The sequence below is a fragment of the Picosynechococcus sp. NKBG15041c genome (assembly GCF_055380235.1).
Window position 1 is genome coordinate 1,610,428 of sequence record NZ_AP040363.1, and the last position, 22,897, is coordinate 1,633,324.

The 22,897-nt window shown below is 43.2% G+C and carries 23 protein-coding genes, 1 tRNA gene and 1 other RNA gene; 7 read left to right on the forward strand and 18 right to left on the reverse strand.

Annotation, left to right across the window (positions count from 1 at the left end; translation table 11 throughout):
* The first annotated feature begins 182 nt into the window (after positions 1 to 182).
* Entirely contained in the window at positions 183 to 419 is a 237-nt protein-coding gene (locus tag ACZ45B_RS07750; protein WP_024547138.1) for a helix-turn-helix transcriptional regulator, read from the forward strand.
* 56 nt (positions 420 to 475) lie between these two features.
* On the opposite strand, the gene ACZ45B_RS07755 is transcribed toward ACZ45B_RS07750, so the two are convergent.
* The 3 genes from ACZ45B_RS07755 to ACZ45B_RS07765 all read right to left on the reverse strand — a co-directional run bounded on the left by ACZ45B_RS07755 (position 476) and on the right by ACZ45B_RS07765 (position 2,251).
* A complete protein-coding gene (locus tag ACZ45B_RS07755; protein ID WP_024547139.1) occupies positions 476 to 967 on the reverse strand; it encodes a hypothetical protein in 492 nt (163 codons plus the stop codon).
* Positions 964 to 2,049, reverse strand: coding sequence for a site-specific integrase (locus tag ACZ45B_RS07760; protein WP_024547140.1), 1,086 nt, complete (start codon positions 2,047 to 2,049; stop codon positions 964 to 966). The genes ACZ45B_RS07755 and ACZ45B_RS07760 overlap by 4 nt, the downstream gene beginning before the upstream one ends.
* 128 nt (positions 2,050 to 2,177) lie before the next feature.
* A tRNA-Met gene (locus ACZ45B_RS07765) sits at positions 2,178 to 2,251 on the reverse strand.
* Positions 2,252 to 2,387: 136 nt separating this feature from the next.
* Between ACZ45B_RS07765 and ACZ45B_RS07770 the strand changes: the two genes are divergently transcribed.
* Entirely contained in the window at positions 2,388 to 2,855 is a 468-nt protein-coding gene (locus tag ACZ45B_RS07770) for a YidH family protein (RefSeq protein WP_024546402.1), read from the forward strand.
* A 49-nt stretch (positions 2,856 to 2,904) separates the two neighbouring features.
* An RNA gene (ffs, locus tag ACZ45B_RS07775) (signal recognition particle sRNA small type) lies at positions 2,905 to 3,001 on the forward strand.
* A 14-nt stretch (positions 3,002 to 3,015) separates the two neighbouring features.
* Here the strand turns inward: ffs and ACZ45B_RS07780 are convergent.
* The 3 genes from ACZ45B_RS07780 to ACZ45B_RS07790 all read right to left on the reverse strand — a co-directional run bounded on the left by ACZ45B_RS07780 (position 3,016) and on the right by ACZ45B_RS07790 (position 5,211).
* Complete coding sequence (locus tag ACZ45B_RS07780; protein WP_024546401.1) at positions 3,016 to 3,606, reverse strand: PAP/fibrillin family protein; 591 nt, start codon at positions 3,604 to 3,606, stop codon at positions 3,016 to 3,018.
* 58 nt (positions 3,607 to 3,664) lie between these two features.
* Positions 3,665 to 4,789, reverse strand: a complete 1,125-nt coding sequence (proB, locus tag ACZ45B_RS07785) for a glutamate 5-kinase (protein WP_024546400.1) — start codon at positions 4,787 to 4,789, stop codon at positions 3,665 to 3,667.
* 107 nt (positions 4,790 to 4,896) lie between these two features.
* Complete coding sequence (locus ACZ45B_RS07790) at positions 4,897 to 5,211, reverse strand: P-II family nitrogen regulator (protein WP_024546399.1); 315 nt, start codon at positions 5,209 to 5,211, stop codon at positions 4,897 to 4,899.
* Between the two features lie 525 nt (positions 5,212 to 5,736).
* Here ACZ45B_RS07790 and ACZ45B_RS07795 point away from each other — a divergent pair.
* From ACZ45B_RS07795 to ACZ45B_RS07810, 4 genes are all read left to right on the forward strand, one after another.
* Complete coding sequence (locus ACZ45B_RS07795; protein WP_024546398.1) at positions 5,737 to 5,979, forward strand: hypothetical protein; 243 nt, start codon at positions 5,737 to 5,739, stop codon at positions 5,977 to 5,979.
* A gap of 391 nt (positions 5,980 to 6,370) precedes the next feature.
* Entirely contained in the window at positions 6,371 to 7,501 is a 1,131-nt protein-coding gene (locus ACZ45B_RS07800; protein ID WP_024546397.1) for a sodium-dependent bicarbonate transport family permease, read from the forward strand.
* Between the two features lie 186 nt (positions 7,502 to 7,687).
* A complete protein-coding gene (locus ACZ45B_RS07805) occupies positions 7,688 to 8,644 on the forward strand; it encodes a class I SAM-dependent methyltransferase (RefSeq protein ID WP_024546396.1) in 957 nt (318 codons plus the stop codon).
* Positions 8,645 to 8,655: 11 nt separating this feature from the next.
* On the forward strand, positions 8,656 to 10,359 hold the full coding sequence (locus ACZ45B_RS07810) for an NAD+ synthase (RefSeq protein ID WP_024546395.1): 1,704 nt from the start codon (positions 8,656 to 8,658) through the stop codon (positions 10,357 to 10,359).
* Between the two features lie 96 nt (positions 10,360 to 10,455).
* Here ACZ45B_RS07810 and ACZ45B_RS07815 read toward each other — a convergent pair whose 3' ends face one another.
* From ACZ45B_RS07815 to ACZ45B_RS07870, 12 genes are all read right to left on the reverse strand, one after another.
* Positions 10,456 to 11,085 (reverse strand): hypothetical protein, encoded by a 630-nt coding sequence (locus tag ACZ45B_RS07815; RefSeq protein WP_024546394.1) that lies wholly within the window; start codon positions 11,083 to 11,085, stop codon positions 10,456 to 10,458.
* Between the two features lie 161 nt (positions 11,086 to 11,246).
* Positions 11,247 to 12,326, reverse strand: a complete 1,080-nt coding sequence (locus tag ACZ45B_RS07820; protein WP_024546393.1) for a hypothetical protein — start codon at positions 12,324 to 12,326, stop codon at positions 11,247 to 11,249.
* Between the two features lie 91 nt (positions 12,327 to 12,417).
* Positions 12,418 to 12,984, reverse strand: a complete 567-nt coding sequence (locus ACZ45B_RS07825; RefSeq protein ID WP_029681902.1) for a putative colanic acid biosynthesis acetyltransferase — start codon at positions 12,982 to 12,984, stop codon at positions 12,418 to 12,420.
* Positions 12,985 to 12,989: 5 nt separating this feature from the next.
* Complete coding sequence (locus tag ACZ45B_RS07830) at positions 12,990 to 13,631, reverse strand: YdcF family protein (RefSeq protein WP_024546391.1); 642 nt, start codon at positions 13,629 to 13,631, stop codon at positions 12,990 to 12,992.
* 91 nt (positions 13,632 to 13,722) lie between these two features.
* Entirely contained in the window at positions 13,723 to 14,601 is an 879-nt protein-coding gene (locus tag ACZ45B_RS07835; protein ID WP_024546390.1) for a glycosyltransferase family 2 protein, read from the reverse strand.
* A 275-nt stretch (positions 14,602 to 14,876) separates the two neighbouring features.
* Positions 14,877 to 16,064: a glycosyltransferase gene (locus tag ACZ45B_RS07840; protein ID WP_024546389.1), complete on the reverse strand. Its 1,188-nt coding sequence runs from the start codon at positions 16,062 to 16,064 to the stop codon at positions 14,877 to 14,879.
* 299 nt (positions 16,065 to 16,363) lie between these two features.
* Positions 16,364 to 17,506, reverse strand: coding sequence for a glycosyltransferase (locus tag ACZ45B_RS07845; protein ID WP_024546388.1), 1,143 nt, complete (start codon positions 17,504 to 17,506; stop codon positions 16,364 to 16,366).
* 5 nt (positions 17,507 to 17,511) lie between these two features.
* Entirely contained in the window at positions 17,512 to 18,483 is a 972-nt protein-coding gene (locus tag ACZ45B_RS07850; protein ID WP_024546387.1) for a GDP-mannose 4,6-dehydratase, read from the reverse strand.
* Positions 18,484 to 18,656: 173 nt separating this feature from the next.
* A complete protein-coding gene (locus tag ACZ45B_RS07855; RefSeq protein WP_096418081.1) occupies positions 18,657 to 19,532 on the reverse strand; it encodes a sulfotransferase family protein in 876 nt (291 codons plus the stop codon).
* Between the two features lie 197 nt (positions 19,533 to 19,729).
* The gene (locus ACZ45B_RS07860; protein WP_464674846.1) at positions 19,730 to 20,452 is read right to left on the reverse strand and encodes an SGNH/GDSL hydrolase family protein; all 723 of its coding nucleotides are present in this window, start codon (positions 20,450 to 20,452) and stop codon (positions 19,730 to 19,732) included.
* Positions 20,453 to 20,713: 261 nt separating this feature from the next.
* Positions 20,714 to 21,403 (reverse strand): sulfotransferase family 2 domain-containing protein, encoded by a 690-nt coding sequence (locus ACZ45B_RS07865; RefSeq protein ID WP_024546385.1) that lies wholly within the window; start codon positions 21,401 to 21,403, stop codon positions 20,714 to 20,716.
* A 158-nt stretch (positions 21,404 to 21,561) separates the two neighbouring features.
* The gene (locus ACZ45B_RS07870; RefSeq protein ID WP_464674847.1) at positions 21,562 to 22,845 is read right to left on the reverse strand and encodes an O-antigen ligase family protein; all 1,284 of its coding nucleotides are present in this window, start codon (positions 22,843 to 22,845) and stop codon (positions 21,562 to 21,564) included.
* Between the last annotated feature and the right edge of the window lie 52 nt (positions 22,846 to 22,897).

Below are 22,897 nucleotides of genomic sequence, written 5' to 3' on the forward strand. Positions count from 1 at the left end.
GCTCTAAATATGGTGCAACTAAACTTTCTAGGGTGGATAAAACCCGCTCACTGCTTGACCTTGGGCCTCCTAAAATGGAGTGGAATGTATATATTCCAATGGGTAGGAATGGACGGCCATCCATTTCCTACCATTTTTTAAGCGTGATTAGGTTGCACGTTTGAGCGTGCATTTTTAGTATAATGATGAGCGTCAAGGAATGCAATAAATTAACGTTGAAGACTTTACGCAAGTTGTTAGGCATGAATCAGGCTGAATTTGCCCAAGCTTTAGGCCTTGAGCGTCGGCAAACAGTATCAGAATGGGAGCGTGGGAAAGCGCGCCCTAGTTTGTCTGTATCTCAAGTCAAAGCATTGGATAATCTTCTTGATACAGTCGGTCTAAGATTAAAAGACCTACCGGACGATGTTTCCCAGTAGGTCATGAGGTTTTGTTGGGGAAGATGATTAAGGGCGATCCATTTGGGCCGCCTTTTTTATTTCCCATAACGTCGCTGGTTGTCTAATCGAGTCTTAATCATCTCCATTTGCTTCTGAATCTGGATTTTTTGATCTGTAAACCCATCTATCTGGGCCTGTTGTTCCTTAACTTTCTGCTCCAGACGTTGAAAATATCCCAATTGGAACATTGAAAAGTACGCAATGGGGAACCAAACCAACGCAAAGGCAACCCATGCCTGATCGGAATAATCAGCTACTACCAGGAAAAACCAAGGTATCCCGGCAAAGAAAGCGGAAAAGTGGGTGATCATGTAGTACAAGAAAACGACCCGCCATTCCCTGTAAAACTTTTTATAAATCCAGACTTCAAAAGCAAAGGCAATCATCAAAAATAATAAAACAGCGATCCAGTCGTCGCTATATCTGGGCGGACTTGCAGTAACACCATTGGCAATAAAGCCAAACCCTACAGAACCCAGAAAAAACACCCCAAACAGCTTCAGGGTTTTTAGCAAAGTATCAATCATAAATCTTCTTCCAGTGGAGCCATGGGGCGATTCGGATTGTTGGCTATCTGTTGGGCGATCGCCAAAACTTCATCCTTCTCATACCAATGATGATAAGTGCGAAAGTGTACATCGAGGCTATGGCCCATCAGCTTCGCCGCATCGATCGGCTTAATCCCGAATTGCTTCGAGCGGCGGGCGTAGCAATGGCGTAAAACATAGGGCGTAAATGGCAAATCGTACCGGTAAAATTGGCGCGTAACTCGACTCCCAAGGGCTGAATAATCTTTCTTCCCTGACCAGGGTGGCGTTGATTCTTCTAGTAGTCCCCACAGCCCGACCCACTCAGGATAAAGCGGCGACACATGGCGCGGCCCGGTTTTCCCTTCTCTGAGATAAAGCAATGGCGGATCACTTAAATCTGCAAAAAATATCTCATGGGGGCGCAGTCCATAGGCGGCCATAATGCCATAGGCCCAGCGCCATGATGGGTTAGGAATAGCCTTGATTGTTTGGGCGATCGCCTCATCCGCCGGCAACGTGCGCGGCGTTAAAAATTGGTGCGAATAACTGCCACGATAGGGGCGTAGGTCTACCGCAATCCCCGCAAATTCTGCCAGCTTCCCTAAGGCGATGCAGGCCCGCATCCGTTGGCGACTATCTGGGGCGATCGCCGTGACCACCTCAATGATTGCCCCCTTGGTTAACTTGCGACCAGGGCGCAACTTATTAAAAATCTGTTGGTAACTGCTGCGATAGGTAGTGCGAGTTTTAGGCGATCGACCCCGCTTAGAAAAATAATCCTGTTCAAAAACTGCGACCCATTCCCCGCAGGTTTGTATGTCATTTTTCCCATACAAGGCCCAATCAAATTCCCCGCAGGCAATCAGTCCACCGAGCTTAATCGCTTCAGCTTTGGCCCGTTGCAATCCCTGCTCATTGGCGAAAACCCCAAGGGCGATCCGCTGGCGTGATGGACCGGTTTTCCCTGTTCCTGGCTTGGGCGGCAAGGTTGCCCGCAGGTAAACCCGCTTCCCCCGAATTTCTACAGACACACCAATGTTTAGGGCGTCCAAATCCCGGTTAATTTCAACAATATTCATGGCTTTTCTGGCCCATATTTGGCCAAGCCACACGGAAGAATAAGCCTTTCAGCCCACCATGGGGAGCAGAACAAAAATACTTTGACCCTAGTGATAGGGTGTCTTTATTTTGAGCTACGCTGTATATATGGCTCGAGGCAGATTTGAACTGCCGACCTTGGGCTTATGAGTCCCCTGCTCTAACCAACTGAGCTACCGAGCCAAAAACCGTAGACAATCATATCTACAAAAAGTTTAGTTGTCAAGATTGTGACAAAAAGAGACCCGTTTGGAGTTAAGGTGCTTGTTGCGAGATTTTCTCTGACCTTCCACAATACGGAGAAATAGCGGGGATTGTCATGTCTAAACTACCCAAAATTGACCGACAACGGGAACACCAAGCCAATGAACGTACTTTTCTTGCTTGGTTACGCACTTCGATCGCCTTAATTGGCTTTGGGTTTGCGATCGCCCGTTTTGGCTTTTTTATCCGTCAACTCGAAGCAACCCTCATCAACCAGGGGAGGGGAGCCTTGTCTTATCTGGCATCTTCAGAAACCCTAGGAATGATCTTTGCGATCGCCGGAATTATAATTATTGCCCTGGCCCTATGGAACTACCACCAACATTTTCGACAGATTGAACAGGGAGACTACCAGCCTAACCGCTGGATGATTACAGTTACCGGTCTAGTGGCCATGGTTTTAGGGGGATTAAGCCTCATTTTGATGTTAGGAACTAGGGGCGCTACCCTACGAGAAGATTTTTCCCAAACAAAAGCAACCCCAAGCATTTCCCAAAGGATTCACCGCAAAACGAGGTACTAATTCCCCGGTCAATACTCAAGGCAGAGGGTTGTGTGTTATATTTCTATACGACTCGGATCTATGCGATCGCGACGCCCAAACCTTGTCAGGACCGGAAGGTAGCAGCAATACGGGATGCTTGTGGTAGGCGTAGACTCCGGGTCTTTTTGCTGCTTAGGGGTCAATACTTTTCCCGGCTCAGGACGAACACACTCCCTTCATTGCCCCGACCAATGCGTAAGTCTTCATCTAAGTAGGTAATGTCTAGCCAACCATTATTATTTTGGCTATTGATCCCCACATCGATGGGAAAAAATTTTTTCCCAGCCAATATTTGCTCGATCAGCCCCTTCGGAAAACGATAGTTCATGAAACGTTGGGCGCCAATCACATAGCGGTTAAAGAAAACATTGACCCGCTGGTCAGAAACTGGCGTGAAAGATGCTTCTACGAGAATCAGCCCTTCTAGAAAGGGGATGCCCTCAATTTCGGCGATATTGTAGATTTTTTGCACTTCGGGGCGGATGCATTGGTAAACTTGGCCCAACTGCACCAGGGGAAAACGATTAATCCCTAAAATACCTCTGCTTGTGGTGTAAATAAGTCGCCAATCCCCTTCCAGTAGGGTGCTTGCCGCCAACGGCTTTGGGGTTGGATTCTGGTCTTCGAGGCGGTCAACCAGGGTGAGAATATTGGCACGGTCTACCTCGGTGGCGATCAAACCGCGATTTTTACCAGCAATGGTTTCGAGGAGATTGGTTTTTAGGTTCATGAAAAGCTCAGCGAGGGTCAACGCAGGCCTGAGAAATTCGAGGCCATAGGTTATTTTCTCATATTGTTTCGGGGGCGATCAGCAGTGCCAGGTTATCCCGATGAATGACGGTATCGGCACCACCATAGCCAAGAATTTGCGGGATTTGGGCGGAATGTTGCCCCTGAATTTTGCCGATGTCTTGGTGGCCATAATTGACCAATCCCCTAGCGATCGCCTGACCTGTTTTTGTCCTTAGTTCCACCGGATCATTGGGGTTAAATGTGCCTTCCACCTGGGTGATCCCCGCCGCCAAAAGGGACTTGCCATTTTTCAACAGAGCTTGGGTGGCGCCATCATCGAGGGTCAAAATCCCCTGGGGCACGAGGCCATAGGCAATCCAGCGTTTGCGGGCATTGTCCGCTTGGGGTTGGGCTTCGAAGTGGGTGCCGATTTCTTCGCCATTAACGATTTTTAAGAGATTTTGGGGGGTTGTGCCCTGGGTAATCACCGTGCGCACCCCGGCGCTGGTGGCAATGCGGGCAGCGGTGAGTTTCGTTTGCATCCCCCCTGTGCCCCACTGGGAACCACTGGATCCGGCATCCACCTGGAGGTTAAATAGTTCACTGGAGCTGACCAGGGGAATGGGGCGGGCATCGGGGTTTTGTCTGGGGTCGGCAGAGTAAAGACGGTCCACATCGGTGAGCAGCACGAGCCAGTCGGCATTGACCAAACTGGCGACCAAAGCAGAAAGGGTATCATTGTCGCCAAACTTGAGTTCATCGACGGCCACGGTATCGTTTTCGTTGATGATGGGAATGACGCCTAAATCTAACATTGCATTCAGGGCTTCCTGGACGGTGAGATAGGAGCTGCGGTCTACCAAATCCCGCCGGGTCAGTAAGACCTGGGCGATCGCCTGTTGCAGACTGGTAAACAGATCATCATAGAGCCGGATTAAACGGCCCTGGCCAACGGCGGCGATCGCCTGTTTTTCCGCAATTTTTTTCGGCCGTTCTGAGCGTTTCAAAACCCCACAGCCCACCCCCACAGCGCCGGAAGAAACCAAAATTACCTGATGACCCATCTGCTTAAGGCGGGTCAACGTTTCCACGAGAGTGCCGATGGTGGCCAGGGCTAACATCCCCGTCTCTGGGTCAGTCAAGCTAGAAGTACCGATTTTGACGACGATGGTCTGGGGCATAGAAGCGGTAAGAACAGAAGGAACTTTTTCCATTATTTCAGGAAAATCAGACTCAGCGATCGCCCAGCTCTTTCTGTGGGCCTTAAAACCCATCAAGACAGCCCAGTCTAAAATTTATGGGCGCTCAGTACCTCCGCATTACAGAGATAAATGATGCCTGAATAATCATTAAAAAATTGAACACTGATCTGATCAGAAATCTGTTGGGCCAGCTCTCGATTAGCGGTGAGTACCTCAATTTTGATATTTGAGTAATCTTCAGAAACATTCGGCTGCCCCGACGAACGGACGTTACGACTACCTCTCCCGCCGGCCGCAACCACCGTGTAACCACTTGCACCAGCGGCATCAATGATTTTGATAATTTTTTTGAGCAGTAGTTTTTCTGTGACAATAACGAGCTTGCTGGCTTGCTGGGTCATGGGTTTACCTCCTGATACAGGGTCTAGAAATTCACTAAAAAAATTAGGTTGTTGTAACAAAACTGGCCCGCAAAACTCAAGATAAAAATCTATGACTTTGCCTTAAACCATCATCATGAGTCTATGGCAAAAAAGACTTTTGTTGGCAGAGATCGCTTCAGATTAGTGGAAGCATTTCATAAAAAAGGCTTATCTGCTTAGCGGTTTGGCGATCGCCTGACTGAAAAAGTTCAACATCGCAAGACTGCTTGGGATTACATAAGTTTTGTTTATAAATAGATACCGCAAGTTTAAAGCCATTTTCTTCGCAAAATATCGCTTGTTGATTGGATTTTTTATAGTCTAAAGAATATGGTCCTAGGAAAAACCATAGACAAAAATCAATGATTTAAAAAAATAGCTTGAAGGCACCAGTGCAGTTTTAGGGGCACTTCTCTGTTTCTTGCAGATCTTCAGTCGCTATCTCGTTCAAAACAAGTAAAGCCCTTGTCGGGGGATATACCAAAACACGATGGAGCAACGGCAATGAATAAGTTTGAATCAAAACCATCACCGCCCAAGCTGAATGTAAACCAAGGGTGGATTGTGCAAATATATGGCAGCAATCGTCAATTACTCTGGGTCTTAGAACCCTCCCATGGGTGGATGTTTTTAATCGGCTGCAGTATCGGTTTACTGCTAGCTGTCATTTGGATTAATCTCGCCCGCCATAGTCCGCCCCCAGAGGCGACGCCAATAGTTGAGCCCCCTACATTACAAGTAGATTAACTCTTCTGACGTCAGGCTCTTTCGATAAAATGCCGTGATCCTGCTCTATCAGGAATTCCAGAAGCTTCGCCGCTCGATTTTAGGTGGCTTTTTTGTGACTGGCTGCAACTGGCGATCGCCATACAAAAGAAAAACTTATCACGTGAATTGGATATTACATTACCCCTGCCGATGGCAAGACGCAGAAATCCATGTATCTTTAAATAGTCTTAAGCAGATAAAAAAACAAACTATCGATAGCTTTTTGTCTATAGTAAATGGTGCAAGTGACGATCGCCTACCAAGCTCGACCTAGGGCAAGGGGGGCACTTCACCAGGACTTTTTTTAATCTTTCAAGCTCACACCATCACAATTGTCCCTTCCTGCGTAGGGAGGGAAAAGGAGGTATTTGTGGATTTCTTGTCCCTCTTCTTTATGGACTTCGTTAAGCAGTTACAGTCTCCAACCCTCAGCTTTTTGATCGGTGGGATGGTGATCGCTGCTTGCGGTAGTCAACTACAAATTCCAGAATCGATTTGTAAAATCATCGTCTTCATGCTGCTCACCAAAATTGGTCTGACGGGTGGCATCGCAATCCGTAATTCTAATCTGACGGAGATGATTCTACCGGCACTGTTTTCCGTTGCCCTAGGGATTCTCATCGTATTCATCGCGCGCTACACTTTGGCGAAACTACCAAAGGTCAAAACGGTAGATGCGATCGCCACCGGAGGATTATTTGGGGCCGTGAGTGGTTCCACCATGGCTGCCGCCCTGACTCTCCTAGAAGAACAAAATATTCAATACGAAGCATGGGCCGGCGCACTTTATCCTTTCATGGACATTCCTGCCCTCGTCACTGCGATTGTGGTAGCCAACATCTATCTCAATAGAAAGAAACGGGCTTCATTAGATAACCTTGCTGTCCAAGAGTCCTTCAGCAAGCAGCCCGTTGCCGCTGGTGATTATTCTGATGCGCAAGATTACCCCAGCAGCCGCCAAGAGTACCGCAGTATGCAACGGGGGTCAGCGAATAATCGCGTGAGGATATGGCCGATCATTCAAGAAAGCCTCCAAGGACCAGCCCTCTCCGCCATGCTGCTCGGTGTTGCCCTGGGCCTGTTTGCTCAGCCGGAGAGTGTCTATGAAAGTTTCTATGATCCCCTTTTTCGGGGTTTGCTTTCGATCCTGATGTTAGTGATGGGGATGGAAGCCTGGTCAAGGATTGGTGAACTACGCAAAGTGGCCCAATGGTACGTCGTCTATAGCATGGTCGCCCCCTTAGTCCATGGATTTATCGCCTTTGGTCTGGGTATGATTGCCCACTATGCCACCGGATTCAGCATGGGTGGTGTTGTGGTTCTGGCCGTAATTGCTGCCTCTAGTTCTGACATTTCGGGGCCGCCCACTTTGCGTGCTGGTATTCCCTCAGCCAACCCCTCTGCCTATATCGGTGCCTCTACGGCGATCGGGACTCCCATCGCCATTGGTTTGGGGATTCCCCTCTTCCTTGGTCTTGCCCAGGCCCTCATGGGCGGCTGATCAACTATTCTGATCGTCTTTCCGTTCGTTTATTTTTGTTTTTTGCAAACACGCAAGACAAGCATCAAAAAGCCGAGGTTATACCCCGGTTTTTTTGTCATGGGGTGGGTTTTCGGAATGGCGGTAAAATAGACCGATATTTCTTAATTTTCCTTTCATAACGCCCCAATCTTTTTACACTGAGCCATGACCCACATTGCGATCGCCAAAGAAAAACCCGATTGGGCTGGGGAAGACTGGTTATCCCGCCTCGTGAACCGTCTGATCCAGACGAAGCCCCTCTATGCCCTGATGAAACAGCAAGCCCGGCGCGTCTTGATTAAAACCGCCGAAAAAAATGGTGTGCCCTGGCGACAGATTGTTAAAGATTTGGAGAAATCCGAGGCCCAGCAGTATTTTCAGGAACTGACTAAACCTGACTTAGGGTATCCTGACTATTACCAAGTGCCTTTCCACGCCTATAGTGAAGGAAATTTATGTTGGCAAGCGGCTTTTGAAGCAGCACCGGCCACGGCGGCTATGGCCCTTAGGGTCTGGAAAAATGAACCCCTCACCCCCGAGGTCGCCCAGGCCAGACTCCGCAATAGTTTTTTAGATGTTCTAGAACAACATCTGCCCCAAGAGGTAAACCGAGCGCTTGATCTCGGTTGCTCTGTGGGTATTTCGACCTTTGCACTTTTAAAACGGCTCCAGGAAAAAAATCCGGCGGTACAGATGACGGGCCTGGATTTGTCGCCTTATATGTTGGCGGTGGCAAAGGTACAGGATAAAGCCCAGGAGGTGCAATGGTGCCACGGCAAGGCAGAAGCAACGGATTTTGCGGCCAATCACTTTGATGTGGTGACGCTACAATTCGTTCTCCATGAACTGCCGAATCAGGCGACTCGGGAGATTTTCCAGGAATGTCTACGAATCCTGCGGCCTGGGGGCTGTTTGGCGATCGTCGATAATAATCCGAAATCGCCCGTGATCCAGGGTTTGCCGCCAGCGTTGTTTGTCTTAATGAAAAGTACTGAACCCTGGAGTGATGAGTATTACACCTTTGACGTGGAATCGACCCTCAAGCAGGTGGGTTTTGATTATCAAACCACTGTCGCCAGTGATCCGCGCCACCGCACGATCATTGCCCGCAAGCCCCTTTAACGATTGAACTGATGAAAATTGTGATCGCCCAACTAAACCCCACCATTGGGGACTTGTCTGGTAATGCCCAGCGGATTCTGGCGGCAGCAGAGCAGGCGGCGATCGCCAATGTCCGGTTGTTGCTCACGCCAGAATTGTCCCTTTGTGGCTATCCACCCCGGGATCTGCTGCTACACAAGGATTTTATTGAACGGATGCAGGCCGAATTAATAGCTTTGGCGGCAAAAATCCCCCCCAGTGTGGCGGTTTTGGTTGGTTTGGCGACTCCCAATCCAGAGGCAATCACCAAAGGTGAAAAACCTCTCCACAACAGCATCGCCCTCATCGATCAGGGGAAAGTCCAGCACATTTTCCATAAGCAACTACTACCCACCTACGACGTTTTTGACGAAGACCGCTATTTCGAACCAGGCAAGCAATCGAATTGGTTTTTCCTTCAACCCGATCCCACCGCTGCGCCGTTAAAAATTGGTGTCACCATCTGCGAAGATCTCTGGAACGACGACTCTTTTTGGGGCAAGCGGCAGTATGACGTGAATCCCCTGGAGCAACTCGCCGAGGCTGGGGTGGATTTAATTGTTAATTTGTCTGCTTCTCCCTATACCGTTGGTAAACAGCGCCTCCGGGAAGGGATGCTCCACCATGGGGCGCAACGGTACCGGCTGCCGATTCTCTACGCCAACCAGGTGGGGGGCAATGATGATCTTATTTTTGATGGAGGTAGTGTTGCCTTCGATCAAGAGGGTCAACTCATTGGGCGATCGCCTAGCTTTCAGGAATCCCTGCTGGCGGTGGATTATCTCCCTGAGCAACGAGCCCTCAGTCTACCCCAGGGGTTATCCAGCCGCTTTGACCAGGCCATTAGCCCCGAATATGGCGTTGATGAAGCGGAAATTTTTGCGGCCCTGGTGTTAGGACTGCGGGATTATGTGCGTAAATGCGGGTTTTCCCAGGTCGTGCTGGGTCTGAGTGGTGGCATCGACTCGGCCCTGGTGGCGGCGATCGCCGTTGAAGCGGTGGGGGCAGATAAGGTTTTGGGGATCCTCATGCCTTCCCCCTACAGCTCCGACCATTCCATCGGCGATGCCCTGGCCCTGGTCAAAAATCTCAACATGCGTCACGAAATCATCCCCATTGAACCCGCGATGCAAGCCTTTGATGGGATGCTGGGGAATTTATTTACAGGCACAGCCTTCGGCGTCGCCGAGGAGAATCTCCAGTCCCGCATTCGGGGAAATCTACTGATGGCGATCGCCAATAAATTCGGCCATCTCCTGCTTTCTACAGGGAATAAATCAGAGCTAGCCGTGGGCTATTGCACCCTCTATGGCGATATGAATGGTGGCCTCGCCGTGATTGCCGATGTGCCGAAAATGCAGGTTTTCAGTCTTTGCGAATGGTTAAATCGTGACCAAGAAATCATCCCCGCTCAAATCATCTGCAAACCCCCCAGCGCCGAACTGCGCCCGAACCAAGTCGATCAAGACTCTCTGCCCCCATATTCTATTTTGGACGCCATTCTGAAGCGGGTGATCCACCGCAACCAGTCTGCCCCCGAACTTTTGGCAGCAGGCTATGACCCCGATACCGTTGAACGGGTTTTAAAATTACTCCAGCGAGCGGAATTTAAACGACGTCAGGCCGCGCCTGGTCTAAAAATCACTGACCGTGCCTTTGGGACGGGGTGGCGAATGCCGATCGCCTGCTATTGGTAGTTTTTTGAATCAAAAGCTCAAGTGCCTTGAGGTCTTTTGGGCTGTTGATCAATGGGGAGCTTACTACTCCCCCAACCTGCCGCCATCAAGATTTTTTTACCCCCTAGCAACCTTCAATAGTTCAGCGATCGCCTCAGCCGCCGCCTGCACTTCGGGAGCTGCACCATTGGACGAAGCCAGCTCTGCCTGTAACGCCAAACGCATGGCAACTGCCCCATCATTGAGAGCCGTGGGCAAAGCAATCGGATCCCCAGAGGCAAGGGCGGCGCTCAAGTTCCTGAGAATTTGACCAAGGATAACAGAAGTGCCGTTAGGCATCGTAATGGCCATATCTAAAGCATCAGCATTGGTGGTGAGACTGGTGGCGGCTTCTCTTTCATTTGCGGCAGTGATAATCGCCGCCACAGCTTGGGGGTTAGAAGATAAATCAATGACAGCACCACCAGAACCCAGGCCTGTTTCCGCTTGCGCCTGGGTAATGGTGCCCTCATTTAGGGCGATCGCCTGGGAGACCGCCATTGTTTGGATGCCCGCAATCTTGACACTCACCCGATCTTTTTCCGTGGGAAAGTTCACCGCTCCAGTCGGAGTTGAACCACCGGTAGTGACAACATTAAACTGACCAGCAAACGCTTGGTTTGCACCTAAGATGAAAATAGCGCTGGTGGTGGCCACCACACTCAAAACCCCTAGGGTTTTTTTAAGAGTCAGTCGTTCTTGATTCATTGGGGATCTCCTGATCAGAAAAATAAAGGCTTGTGGCGATTATCGTTGGGAAGCAACGATTTGAATCTAGCGTGGGAAAAAACGCCAGACAATTTGACAAAATTGCGGCAGTGTAGCTCACGGTCTATGACGTACCAATGGGCATCGAATAGTCATAGCCTTTACCAACTCAGGGCATAGCCTGCATTGATATTGAAGTTAAGACGATTACCCGTGTTATTCGTGACATCGGTAAGACCCATCGTGAAGGTCAGGGGAGCTCTGAAAGGGGCTAACCCAATACCCAGGTTCAACTGGTTACCCGTCCAACTGGTCGCAAAAGAAACAGTGGGATTAATGACAAGGCCAAGGCTACCAAAGACCTTTGGACTGTTGCTAGGGCCAAAATCCCTACTCTCTGTGAGAGTGCGGAAACTACCACTCCCTAGCCCCAAGCTGACAGATAAAGGTAGCTGATTGTCACTTTCGGGTCTGAGGGCAAAAGTTTTACTGGCAACCCCATAAATCGTATTGGGAGTGTCTACAACGTCTCCCCAAGGGATCGCGTTATCCCAGCCAACCGCCAAGGCTAATCCTTCCGTATTAGGAATAATTTTGTGGAGCTTAAAACCAACGGAGCCACTATCGGCTAAATCCTGAGGGTCAGAACTGGTAAGTGATACGGCAACCTCAAGACCCACTGAATCAAGGGGGTCACCAAAACCAATACCCGTTGCAAAGGAACCATCTGCTGTCCGTTGGCCTCCCGCAAGACCAATGGTACTGGAGACAGTGAAATAGGCTTGCCCCCAAGAAATACCGTAGGCCGTAGGCGTACCAAAGGTGATTCCTGGGGTGGGGCGAGAACGCGTTGGGACATCCGCCAAGGGGGTCAGGTCTTCTAGGAGTTGTTGGAAATCTTCAGGAGAAGTGGCATTTGTCTCGAGGAATTCAGCATCCGTTGCTTGGGTAAAGAAGGTAGGCGTCTCCGATGGATTTTGCTGACCCAAGGGCTCTATCTGGAACGACTCTGAGTTTGATCCAAAGATAAATTCTGACTCAGATGGTTTGCCAAATTCCTCTGATGATTCATCATTGTTTGATGAAACTTCTTTAGATGTTGAATTTTCCGGCATTGCTGTCGCCGGTAGACCCAGGGCTAAAACAGTGCCAGTGATAATCACTGGGATCACTAAATTGCGCACAATAAATTCCTCACACTGATGAAATACACAGTAGCAACCAACAAGGCGATCGCCCATTGACCGTCAAGGATAACAAAGATTTCAGGCATAGACACCATCTCGATCACCAACCAGGGGCACAGAGAGACTTACAGCCTCCAAGACGCGACTAGTCTGCGGGTGAATCGTGAATAACACGGGGTTTGAGGGCGATCGCCGGATTGCCAGCATAAATGGTCATCGGGTCGAGCGATCGCATGGCAACGCCTCCCAAGCAGAGAATGGCCCCTGCACCGATGGTGACACCGGGGGCAACGCTGCTCCGTGCCCCAAGCCAACTGCCTTGCTCGATGTGGATGGAACGGATGATCAGCTTAAACCGAGGATCACTCCAGTCATGGTTTCCGGTGCAGAGATATACATCTTGGGAAATACAAACATGGTCACCGAGGGTGATGGGGGCAAGGTTATCAAACCAGGCATTTTCACCAAGCCAGCAGTGGTCACCAATGGTGAGTCGCCAGGGGAATTTGATCCGAACGCCGGGTTTAATCCGTACACCCCGGCCGATTGTGGCGCCAAAGCGGCGCAATACCCACACCTTAAAGCGAGACAGAGGAATCAGGCGAGTTCGCACCAGAAAGTCACCCAGGAAAAACCACAAGAGTTGCCGCAGCAAAGAAGCGCCGGGAGTGTAGTCTCCGGTAGTGTAGTGATCGAGATGGATGAATGTCACAGTTGTTACATAGAGAGTTTGAATGATTGAGCTATGATACGGCGATCGCGCAGCTGGGGGTGGAGACTGGCTCCAGTGTGGCCGGTGGTCATCCAGAGGATTGATCGTCCGATATCTCGCATCACACGACCTAAGGTTTCCTTCGGTTGTCTAGAAGGGATAGAAATGGGAGTAGTTATAATGCCGCGACTGCCAAAAACAAAGAAGGCGATCGCCCGGGCGCGACGCATATGAAAGTCAGAGGTAATCAAATAGACATGGTGAATATGGCGATCGCGGAAGTCATTGACCAGAGATGTGAAGTTAGTAACGGTATCGATGGCACGGCGATCAATATGGACGCGACTATTAGGAATGCCTGCTTGTTGAAAAATAGCTTGGGCCTGTTGGGTCGGCACTCCAGAAGATACCCAAATATCTAAAGTCGGATGCTCTTGGGCGAAGAGTGCTGTAAATTCTTCTCGACTAAACCCTCCTCCAAGGGTGAAAATCACTTGAGGTGTTGGTGATCGAATCTGGGCAAGAACTAAGCGGATGGGAATAAAACTAACCAGAAGAATAAGAATGGTGAGCGTAAAAACAACCCACATCTTACGGTAGGTTTTTGTTTTTGGATGGGGATACATCAAAGTTCGACTGATGAACATAGTTTCCCCAGTCTATCTATCATAGAGGGGAAATGACTATGGTTCTCGAGATAATGGTCGGGCACTAATTTAGGAAGCTCTTCACAGAGTTCTATACCTGAGTCTTTATCTTTTTAGCTTTATTGGCTTGCATATCAGTTAGCTGCTGTTTTTGAAGTTCGTAGATTTTGGCATCTACTAGGAAACGATACCAAAATCCCTGCAAAAAATGAAAAATCAGACCTTGTTTACCGTCTAAGAACCCTAATCCAAAAATGTATCGAAGCAAAAAGTAAATAAAAGCTCTAAAAAACAAGGGTGAGCTTCCATATAGATTTTTTTTGAGCCAACGTCTTTGTCTGGCTTGGGAATAAGATTGTTTTTCTAGTAGTGGATCTCCATTGCTATCTTGAGAAAGCATATCTTTAACTTCCCGATCTGCATAATGGTTGTGTTTGTCAGTCCAGAAAGTCAAACCCTTTTTGTTTTCATCAATAATGTCATATTGAAGGCTTAAAATTTCTCCCTCTGAAAGAACAATATGTTCGTCCATCCAACGTTGTTCACACAAACCCAAACCATTGCGCCAAATTCTTAAAAGCCATGTGGGATAATATCCTCCATGCTTTATCCATCGCCCCAAAAAGTAAACTCTTCTCTTTAACTGATAACCACTTACCTTTTGACTGGTCTTCGGAAGCTTAGTATTGATTTCAGTGACTAATTCAGGAGTAAGTCTTTCATCCGCATCTAGACGCATTACCCAAGGGGTATCAATAGGCAGATTTGTAATTGCCCAGTTCAATTGTTCAGCATAATTTTTAAAAGGATGTTCATAAACTTCACAGCCAAATTCTCGGGCGATCGCCACTGTATCGTCTACACTGCCAGAGTCAACAATGTAAACTTTTGCTTGTAATTTTTTTAAACTGAATAGGCAAGTAGGCAGATTGGCCGATTCATTCTTTGTCAGAATAATCACAGAAATCATAGAAAAATACCCTTAAATAGGAGCTTATTTCGATCAAATCAGACTGGCTGTATTCTATCTGGTTTCATCAACATTTAAGTTTAAAATATAAGGCACACAGTTTTAAATAGAAGAAAATTTTAAATAGAAGAAAATTGTTTTAGAGATTTTAGAAGTAGAATTTTGATGCCGAATGATAACGAAAATAACTTTTACAGTATACAAATGATTGTTTTTTTTGCAAGACAAGAGATTAGCAGCGTTATGTAATTTTTATCGAAAAATTACATAACGCTTTAAATTTTACATGGGCGATCACCCAAGACTTGTTTATACATATTAACCAACTGGGCGGCAATTTTATCCCAGGTGTAGTTTTCAAGGATAAACTGACGAGAGCGATCACCCATCTCTTTCATTATTTCAGATTGATTTAAACAGTTGAGAATCGCAGTGGCGATCGCTTGTTCATTGAGTTCAGGAACAATTCCCAATTGATATTGTTTGACCACTTCAGAGAGGGCGACCCCAGGAGTGACGATAACTGGAAGACCTGCAGCAAGAGCTTCTAAGACTGCCACACCAAAGTTTTCGGAATAGGAGGTAAGGGCAAAGAGATTAGATCCTTGCAAAAGCAAGTCTTTCTGTTTGCCTTCAACAAAGCCAGGCATGCGAGTGCGATTACTTAGACCGAGTTGATTGATTAAGTGACGTAAATTATTTTCGTAATCAGCATCGCCACTGCCTGCAATGACAAAAGTAAACCGTTGGTCTTGTAGTTGTGCTAAAGCTCGGATTAGCAATTCTAAGCCTTTTTTGGGGTGAATGCGAGAAAGGAACAATATGATGGGTTCATCATTAGGTAAATGAAGCCATTGGCGCAGTTGAATCTGCGCATCAGGAATCAGGGGAGCAACTGTTAGTCCATGGGGAATAATTACTCCTGAGGCTTGTAACCCTAATTTTTTGACTTCAGAATATTCAGCACTAGAAGTAAAATGAATAGCCTGAGCACTATTAAGATTAGCCTGTTCAATTAAGCTTAAATAGAGCTGCTTTTTAAGTTGACTCTGTTGAAGTGACCAATGACATAGTTGACCAAGGGGGCGAACTACATATGGAACTCTTTTTAGACGAGCGATCGCCATGGCAACAGTAGAAGGATAGGAAAAAATTGCATGGATATGAATAAGATCATAATCGTGGAGATGCTGCCACAACCATTGAGTTAGGCTTACAGAAAAAGCAAATTCCCGCACAGCATGAATTTTAGGAGAGAATCGAGCAAAAAATCTAACAGGAATTCCTTGATATCTCTGCAACTTCTCTAGCGACACATCGAGCAATGTTTCTCCGTTGTCGTTTGTAGTGGTAATTTCTATCTCACAATCAGCATTCTGAAGGCTTTGAACCATCTCAATTACTGCTTTACTCGGTCCACCTCTAACAGCAGCAATCGAGGGAATAACATGTAGAATTTTCATGACTATGGGGCCAGAGAATTGACTGGATTTACAAATGACTCTAATGATATCAGAACTTACTTTTTAGGTTCTTGATCACAAAGCTACATTATGGTCACTAATATAGTGTACTCACTGCAGGAAGAATTTAAAAAAAGAACATTACACTTCTCTCAAGCTTTAATGAAGTTACATCAGGATAGGGAGAGATATTTAATCAAAAAAATGGCATGGACTATCAACCTTGCTTTTAATATTCCTTGATCGGGTTATATTCCTGAAGCCTTAAACAAAAGTAGTATGCAACACCCATGTACTACTTATTTAAACTGAGCAGACAAAAGTTTAGATAAGTTTTGTTTGAATTGCTCAAATCCATAAGTTTCAATGACTTTTTTCCTCAAGGTTTCTGGTTGATAAAGAATCGGTAAAGGATATGTTTTCTGAAAGATTTCAATAATTGCTGTACTGATTTCTGTTAAATTATCTGGATCTACTAAAACTCCCAACTCTCCATTACACAATGCATCAATGGCCCCATCTTGGTTACCGCCAATAGTTGGTTTGCCACAGGCCAGGGCTTCTAAATAAACAATACCAAAGCCTTCACCCTTACTAGGCATAGCAAAAATATCACAAAGATTATAGTGATCAGCTAGCTCTGCATCAGGAATAAATCCAGCTAAGGTAACGTGACTTTCTAAGCTTAAATCTTTAATTAATTTTTCAATTCTAGGGCGATCGTCACCTTTTCCCCCAATAAGGTAGTGAACATCAGGGATAACCTTGATTATATCTGGTAGAGCACGGATGATTTGGTCGTAGCCTTTGCCTCGCTTTTCCCCTGCTAATCTGGCTATAGTCAAAATAATATGTTGATCAGAGTTTAATTTATATTTATCTAACAGATACTTGGGTTTTGGGGAGATATTAAATCGAGAATGTTGAAAGGTGCAAGGCAGTAAATCAATTTGTTGAGGATCGATTTTTTCTCTTGCTAGAAGTCGACTGTTTGTATAAGTCCCTATGGATATGATGCGATCACTATTGGCTAAAGTTTTCTTGATCAAAGGATTTTTTATATTCCAGACATCAACACCATAAATAAAAGTCCAGTAAGGAATTCCTGTTAATTTCTTAATAAGATAGGCAACTGGTGTAAAATTAGCATGACCACAAAGAATTAAATCAGGCTTTTTTTGTAAGCTATTAATCAGCAATTGCAAAGCAAAGTAAAGAGTTCTTACTTTAGCAGGAGCATTTCCTCCATAATAAAATTGAGTTGTAGACAGGTAGTTAAAATCAGGAAGAAAATGAGTGTCATTTTTCAAAAAAACATCATACTGATTTTCTGGATAAATCTGCTGAATAGCTTCAAGTAAAAAAGCACAGTAAACTTGAATTCCGCCTTTAAACTGAAATATATCAGGAAACCATAAATGAAGATTATTTTTTGGGTGCATTATAATTAATTTAAACTTATTTTTTGTTGCATTGCTGCAACCATAATTTTAATTGTTTCTTGAATATTCCTTGAAGCAACCCATCCCAGTTTCTCACGGGCTTTACTCGGATTCGCTCGGCTGACTGAAATATCAGTGGGTCTGCATAAAGATGCATCAGAAACTACGTGATCTTGCCAATGTAAGCCCACAGCACTAAAAGCTTCAGAGATAAAATCAGACAAACTAATAGTTTTACCTGTTGCAATAACAAAATCACCTGGCATATCTTGTTGTAACATTAAATACATTGCTTCTACATAGTCTGGCGCATATCCCCAGTCTCTTTCAATATTAATATTGCCCAACATTAATTTTTCTTTTGACCCATTAGCAATGCGACAAGCGGCAGCAATGATTTTTTGAGTCACGAAGCGCTGGGGTCTTAAAGGAGACTCATGGTTAAATAAGATTCCTGAGCAACAAAACAGATTATATGCTTCGCGATAATTAGCCACTTCCCAAAAAGCAGCAGATTTAGCAACTGCATAGGGACTACGTGGACGAAACGGCGTTTGTTCATCAGCGGGTAAACCATGGGTGTCTCCGAAGCATTCACTAGAACCAGCATTATATAGCTTGGTCAGTTTGCCAATAAAGCGAATTGATTCTAATAAATTTAGTGTACCTATAGTAATGCTTTCCAATGTTTCGACAGGTTGATCAAAAGAAAGTCCCACAGAGCTCTGACCAGCTAGATTATAGACTTCGTCAGCCTGCACTTGGTCTAATACTTGTAACACACTACGAAAGTCAGTGAGTGACATAGAAAAACACTGGACTTTATCGCGTATCCCCAAATATTCTAAATTTTTCAAGCTAGACATCTGGGCATCTCGAGAAGTGCCATAAACTTCATAATTTTTATTTATTAAGAGCTTGGCTAAATAAGCTCCATCTTGACCTGAAATCCCGCAAATTAAAGCTTTTTTTGACATTATTACATTTTTATTAATCTAAGTTTCGCCTGTCGTCAGAAATAACGATCAATCAGAAATAACGATCAAGGAACTAAAATCAGTATCTTTGTTTGAACAAATAGAATTGAATGATGTAAAAAAAAGATTCACCAAGTAATATTTATTACTGTCTGATTTTTGTCTATATTTACTCAAGTTTTAATCCATTGGGACGGAACTGAACCAAGTAATAATTCAAGCTGCTTTATGTCTTGTTGATAGTAATCATATAAATCAGAAATTGTGTCAGCGCTTGGATAGTTTTGTTTCCATTTTTTAAGAGGCAGTTTAGACATTATCTTTCTATCTAGCCTTAAAATATTTTGACTAATTAATCCCTGGAATCTATATGCCAATAAAACTCCAATCTCAGTGGATTGAGGTCGGTTCTCCGGTATATTTAATGCTGAAAAATTATAGTGTTCATTCACTTCTAAAAAAGAACAAACCTTATTTAGAGTTTTTTCTGGAGTCTCAATAATATCTTTTTCAAAAAATATGATTAAGACTTGTTTCCGCTCAAAGTATTGAAAATAGTCTGTCAGCTGCTGTGAATAAAGTCCTCGTGTTAGTATCCCAAGCTCATTAACAAAATCATAGCAATCCGGAGATAAAATTTGATTTATACTTATCAAAGGATTAATGCGACCAGCTTGGACATGATGATTCCAAGCAGATATAGCTCGTTTAACTGGATCTCTCAGGATAACTAATAATTTACAATCGGGAAGTAATGATTTAAGACGATTAAGTTTGTCTTTAGGTTCACTGTAAACTTCGCTACAATTAGTCCATAAATAATCAGGTGTTTTTTCACAAAGAATTTTCCTATTCTGAGCATTATCAAAAAATGAAGAATACCATTGAATCCCTTTAGCAAAATTCTGGTCGTTATCAAAATAATGAATCTCCTGTTTAGGAATAAAAACTTCTGGGTGTTGTGAAAGACGACTTGCCAGCCAAGTTGTACCAGCCTTCTGAGCTCCTATAATAAGAGCATTAGGTAACTTGTCCTGATATTTTTGCATAATTAATCACGAGTTACTTTAGTAGATGTCGTTAAAAACCTTTCAAATAATATTTAATTATCAGTTCCATTTACTTACTTTTTCCTCGAATATTAGACCAATTTCTCAAAAATGCAAGCTTGGGAAAAATTAAGTTATTAGTTCGCTAAAGATAATAGTTTATGATAAGTTCGACTTCTATAAAATCAAATCTTAATTTAAATATATTTCTTCAGTTTTGGAGCTATCATTTCAATGTATGAATTTGCATCATAATGATGATTATGAGGATCACTATTGATTAATTTATCATGAACTAGCCCATCTTTTCCTATTGATTCGTCATCAAAATCTAAATATGTAATTTTTTTCTGAAAACAAAATCTTTTCATACTTTTATTGAACTGAATTGTTAGTTGCGTTTTATCTCTTTGGGAAGCTTTGATATCTTTTCTTAGATTTGCAACTTGACCATGATTTTGCCCATCTTTTATAGTTGGCAGTGGTGTACTTAAACAAATAACCTGATATCTCTTTGAAAGGAATAACAAAAAATCTTGATAATTTTTAAGAGCTTTATCGAGCATTTCTTCTACTTTAGTATTATACTTTTCAGACCTATACCAAATCACAAATCCAGTATCAACTTCTCCAAGCAAAACAATAACTATTTTTGCCTTTGAATTTTCTAGATTTGTTTTAAAGATAGAAAAAGCTTGTGTTATAGAATTAGGATTCTCAAGACCTGAAGCAGTTGCTCCTCCAACAGAAACAACATTAAAAAAATACCATGGAAAATTTACACGCATCTTAGGTCTATCAAACACAGCAACATGAGAATCACCGAGGATAAGTATTTCACTAAATAAAAATTTTTGAAATCTTAACGCAATTTTTTTGATGACCCTTAAAACTATAGATGTATTTTTTTTTAAAATCATTTGTTAGACTCCGTATATAGTCAGAAAAATTTAAATTTTGAGAGGTGAGGTTTGTTTTTAAAGAAAAATAATGAAAATGATATTTTTGCCCTATCTAACTTTATTGATGATTGTATTTTTTTAGTGTTTATTATGTAATTTCAGATAAACTTTTGGAAATCCTTAAACTAGATTTTTCTTGAGATTTTCCTGAAACCTAAAAAAACACAAATTGGATAAAATAACTTTATTGCTTGATATAACAAGTTTATATGGTGATACTCAAAGCTTGTCTTTATAGCCAAACAACTCTATATCTTTGCGATAAAAATCGGAGACCCAATTCCAAGCTTCTTGATCATAATAGTCCTTATAATTTTTGTAAAAATCTCCCTTGGAGAATAGTTTAATTAAGCCTTTTTTTATACTATTTTCTGAAATTTTACTCTCTCTCACCTTCAGTAATGCTGGAAAATTTTGTTCAAGAAGTTTTTCAAGCTTTCGAAAATCATCATTTAAATTTTCAAAATAACCAATAAAGTTCATTAAATTTTTACCATCGTTATCAAATATATAGCGATACTGAGGCATCACATGACGCCAACGTAAATCGTCTTTCATCGTTACGATAGAGTCTTCGCTGGGGAAAAATTTAAAAAGCCAATCCTTAAAAGTGTACTTTCGATAATAGCGATGCCATTTATATTCGGAAACTACTCTAGACCAAGGATTACGAACAAAAGCAAATTTAAACAAAATACTGAATTCATCCTGAGTAATATAACCAAATTTAATGTATTCTCGAGAAGTTAGATGTGATAGGCTTTGGGGCCCCTTAGATGGATCATTATTTTTAAGAATCAGTGCTTCATTATGACTAACTTTATAGTGTTGACATAGTGTTTCTTCTATAGAGCTGCCAGCAGTTTTAGGGATGTGAACAAATAAAATTTTTTGATTTTTTAATAGCATTGTTAAAAAAATAAAAATAATCAAATATATATCTCAGAAGTCAATGTTTATGCCTAAAGCATGGTTGGTTCTTTCTGGTTAGTTAACGCATACTGTTTATGATTCCGCTTTTTTTAGTTTGTACAAAGATAATTATGTATGAAAATCAAAGCGCAGGTTTAATTATATCGATTATATCGATTTATGTCTTTGGATTTTATTGTAGATATAAAAATTGTAGACAGTCCAGCATATTCAACAATCCCAGGAAGGCCAGAGCCAGCTGTAAATAATCTAACAAAAAAAGGCAAAGAAGCACACAATAATACACTATCAACTCCATTCGACTCTTTTAACCTTTTTAGGAATAGGCTGAATAGAAGACAAAAAACAATTAACGCGAATAATAATCCTATAAAATCCGAAGAAGCTCCTGCATCTACAATAAAATTATGTGCTGAAGCGGTACCCTCCTCTGGATTTATTTCCGAAAAATAAAGATAATTATCTTCACTAAAGCCGAGTATTTTATTTACATTGTCAAGGAGCACAGATATACGACCTGTGTAAGAAGCTGATTCACCTAATCTTGTTGAAGTCAGCGCAAAAAGCCTAGTTGTAATTGCCGGAAAAAATGTCAATATGGGAACTAAAATAAAAATCAAGTAAAAGAAGCTGTTGGATATCTTTTTTTGATTAGTTATTGATTTTTTAAAATCAAAATTTGAAATTACTAGCCCCAGAAACAAAGCCAACCATGCCGATCTACTCTGTACTATAAAGATAATAAATAAAACAAATGCTTGAGTTGATATAAATAATATCTTTCTAAAATAGCTTTTAGATACTGATTTGGCATGATAAGAAGCAAAAAAGAAAAGTACTGCGAAACTAATACTCAGAGTGTGACGTAAGCCTCTTATTGATTCACCACTTTCTGCTCCAATTAGACCTTGCGCTCCGAAAATCCTGTGAATGATTGATGATGTGTCACCATTAACAATGGCAATACTCATGTAAGAATATAGCTCTGCAGGACTAACTGAGAAATATACAAAAACAGTCAGCAATAAACCTACTATTGCTAATATTTCCGCAGTTAAAAAATCAATCGAGATACCTCGTCTTTCTAAAAAATCATGGCTAGTGAGAAAAAAGACTGAAAAAACAAAGTAAATAAAGGTCTTAATTACATCGAATGGTAACCATAGATTGCTTTCTAGTGTAGTAGACGTTAAAAGATAAAAACAAAATATAATTATTGATAGTGAGATTCCAACATTTTTTTTGATGATTTTTGTCGCATCTCTTCTTATTACTGGATGAATTAAACCGACAAAAACCATTAATATACCCACTAATTGAGGAGGACGTATTAAAAGAGAGCCTAAATTTATTTGTACCCAAAGCGATCCAACTGAAAACCAAAATAAATAAATGAGCCAATTAATTATTTGTTTCACAATAATAAAAATAATCCAAACTAATCAAGCGGGTCCGTAATTGAAGAATTCA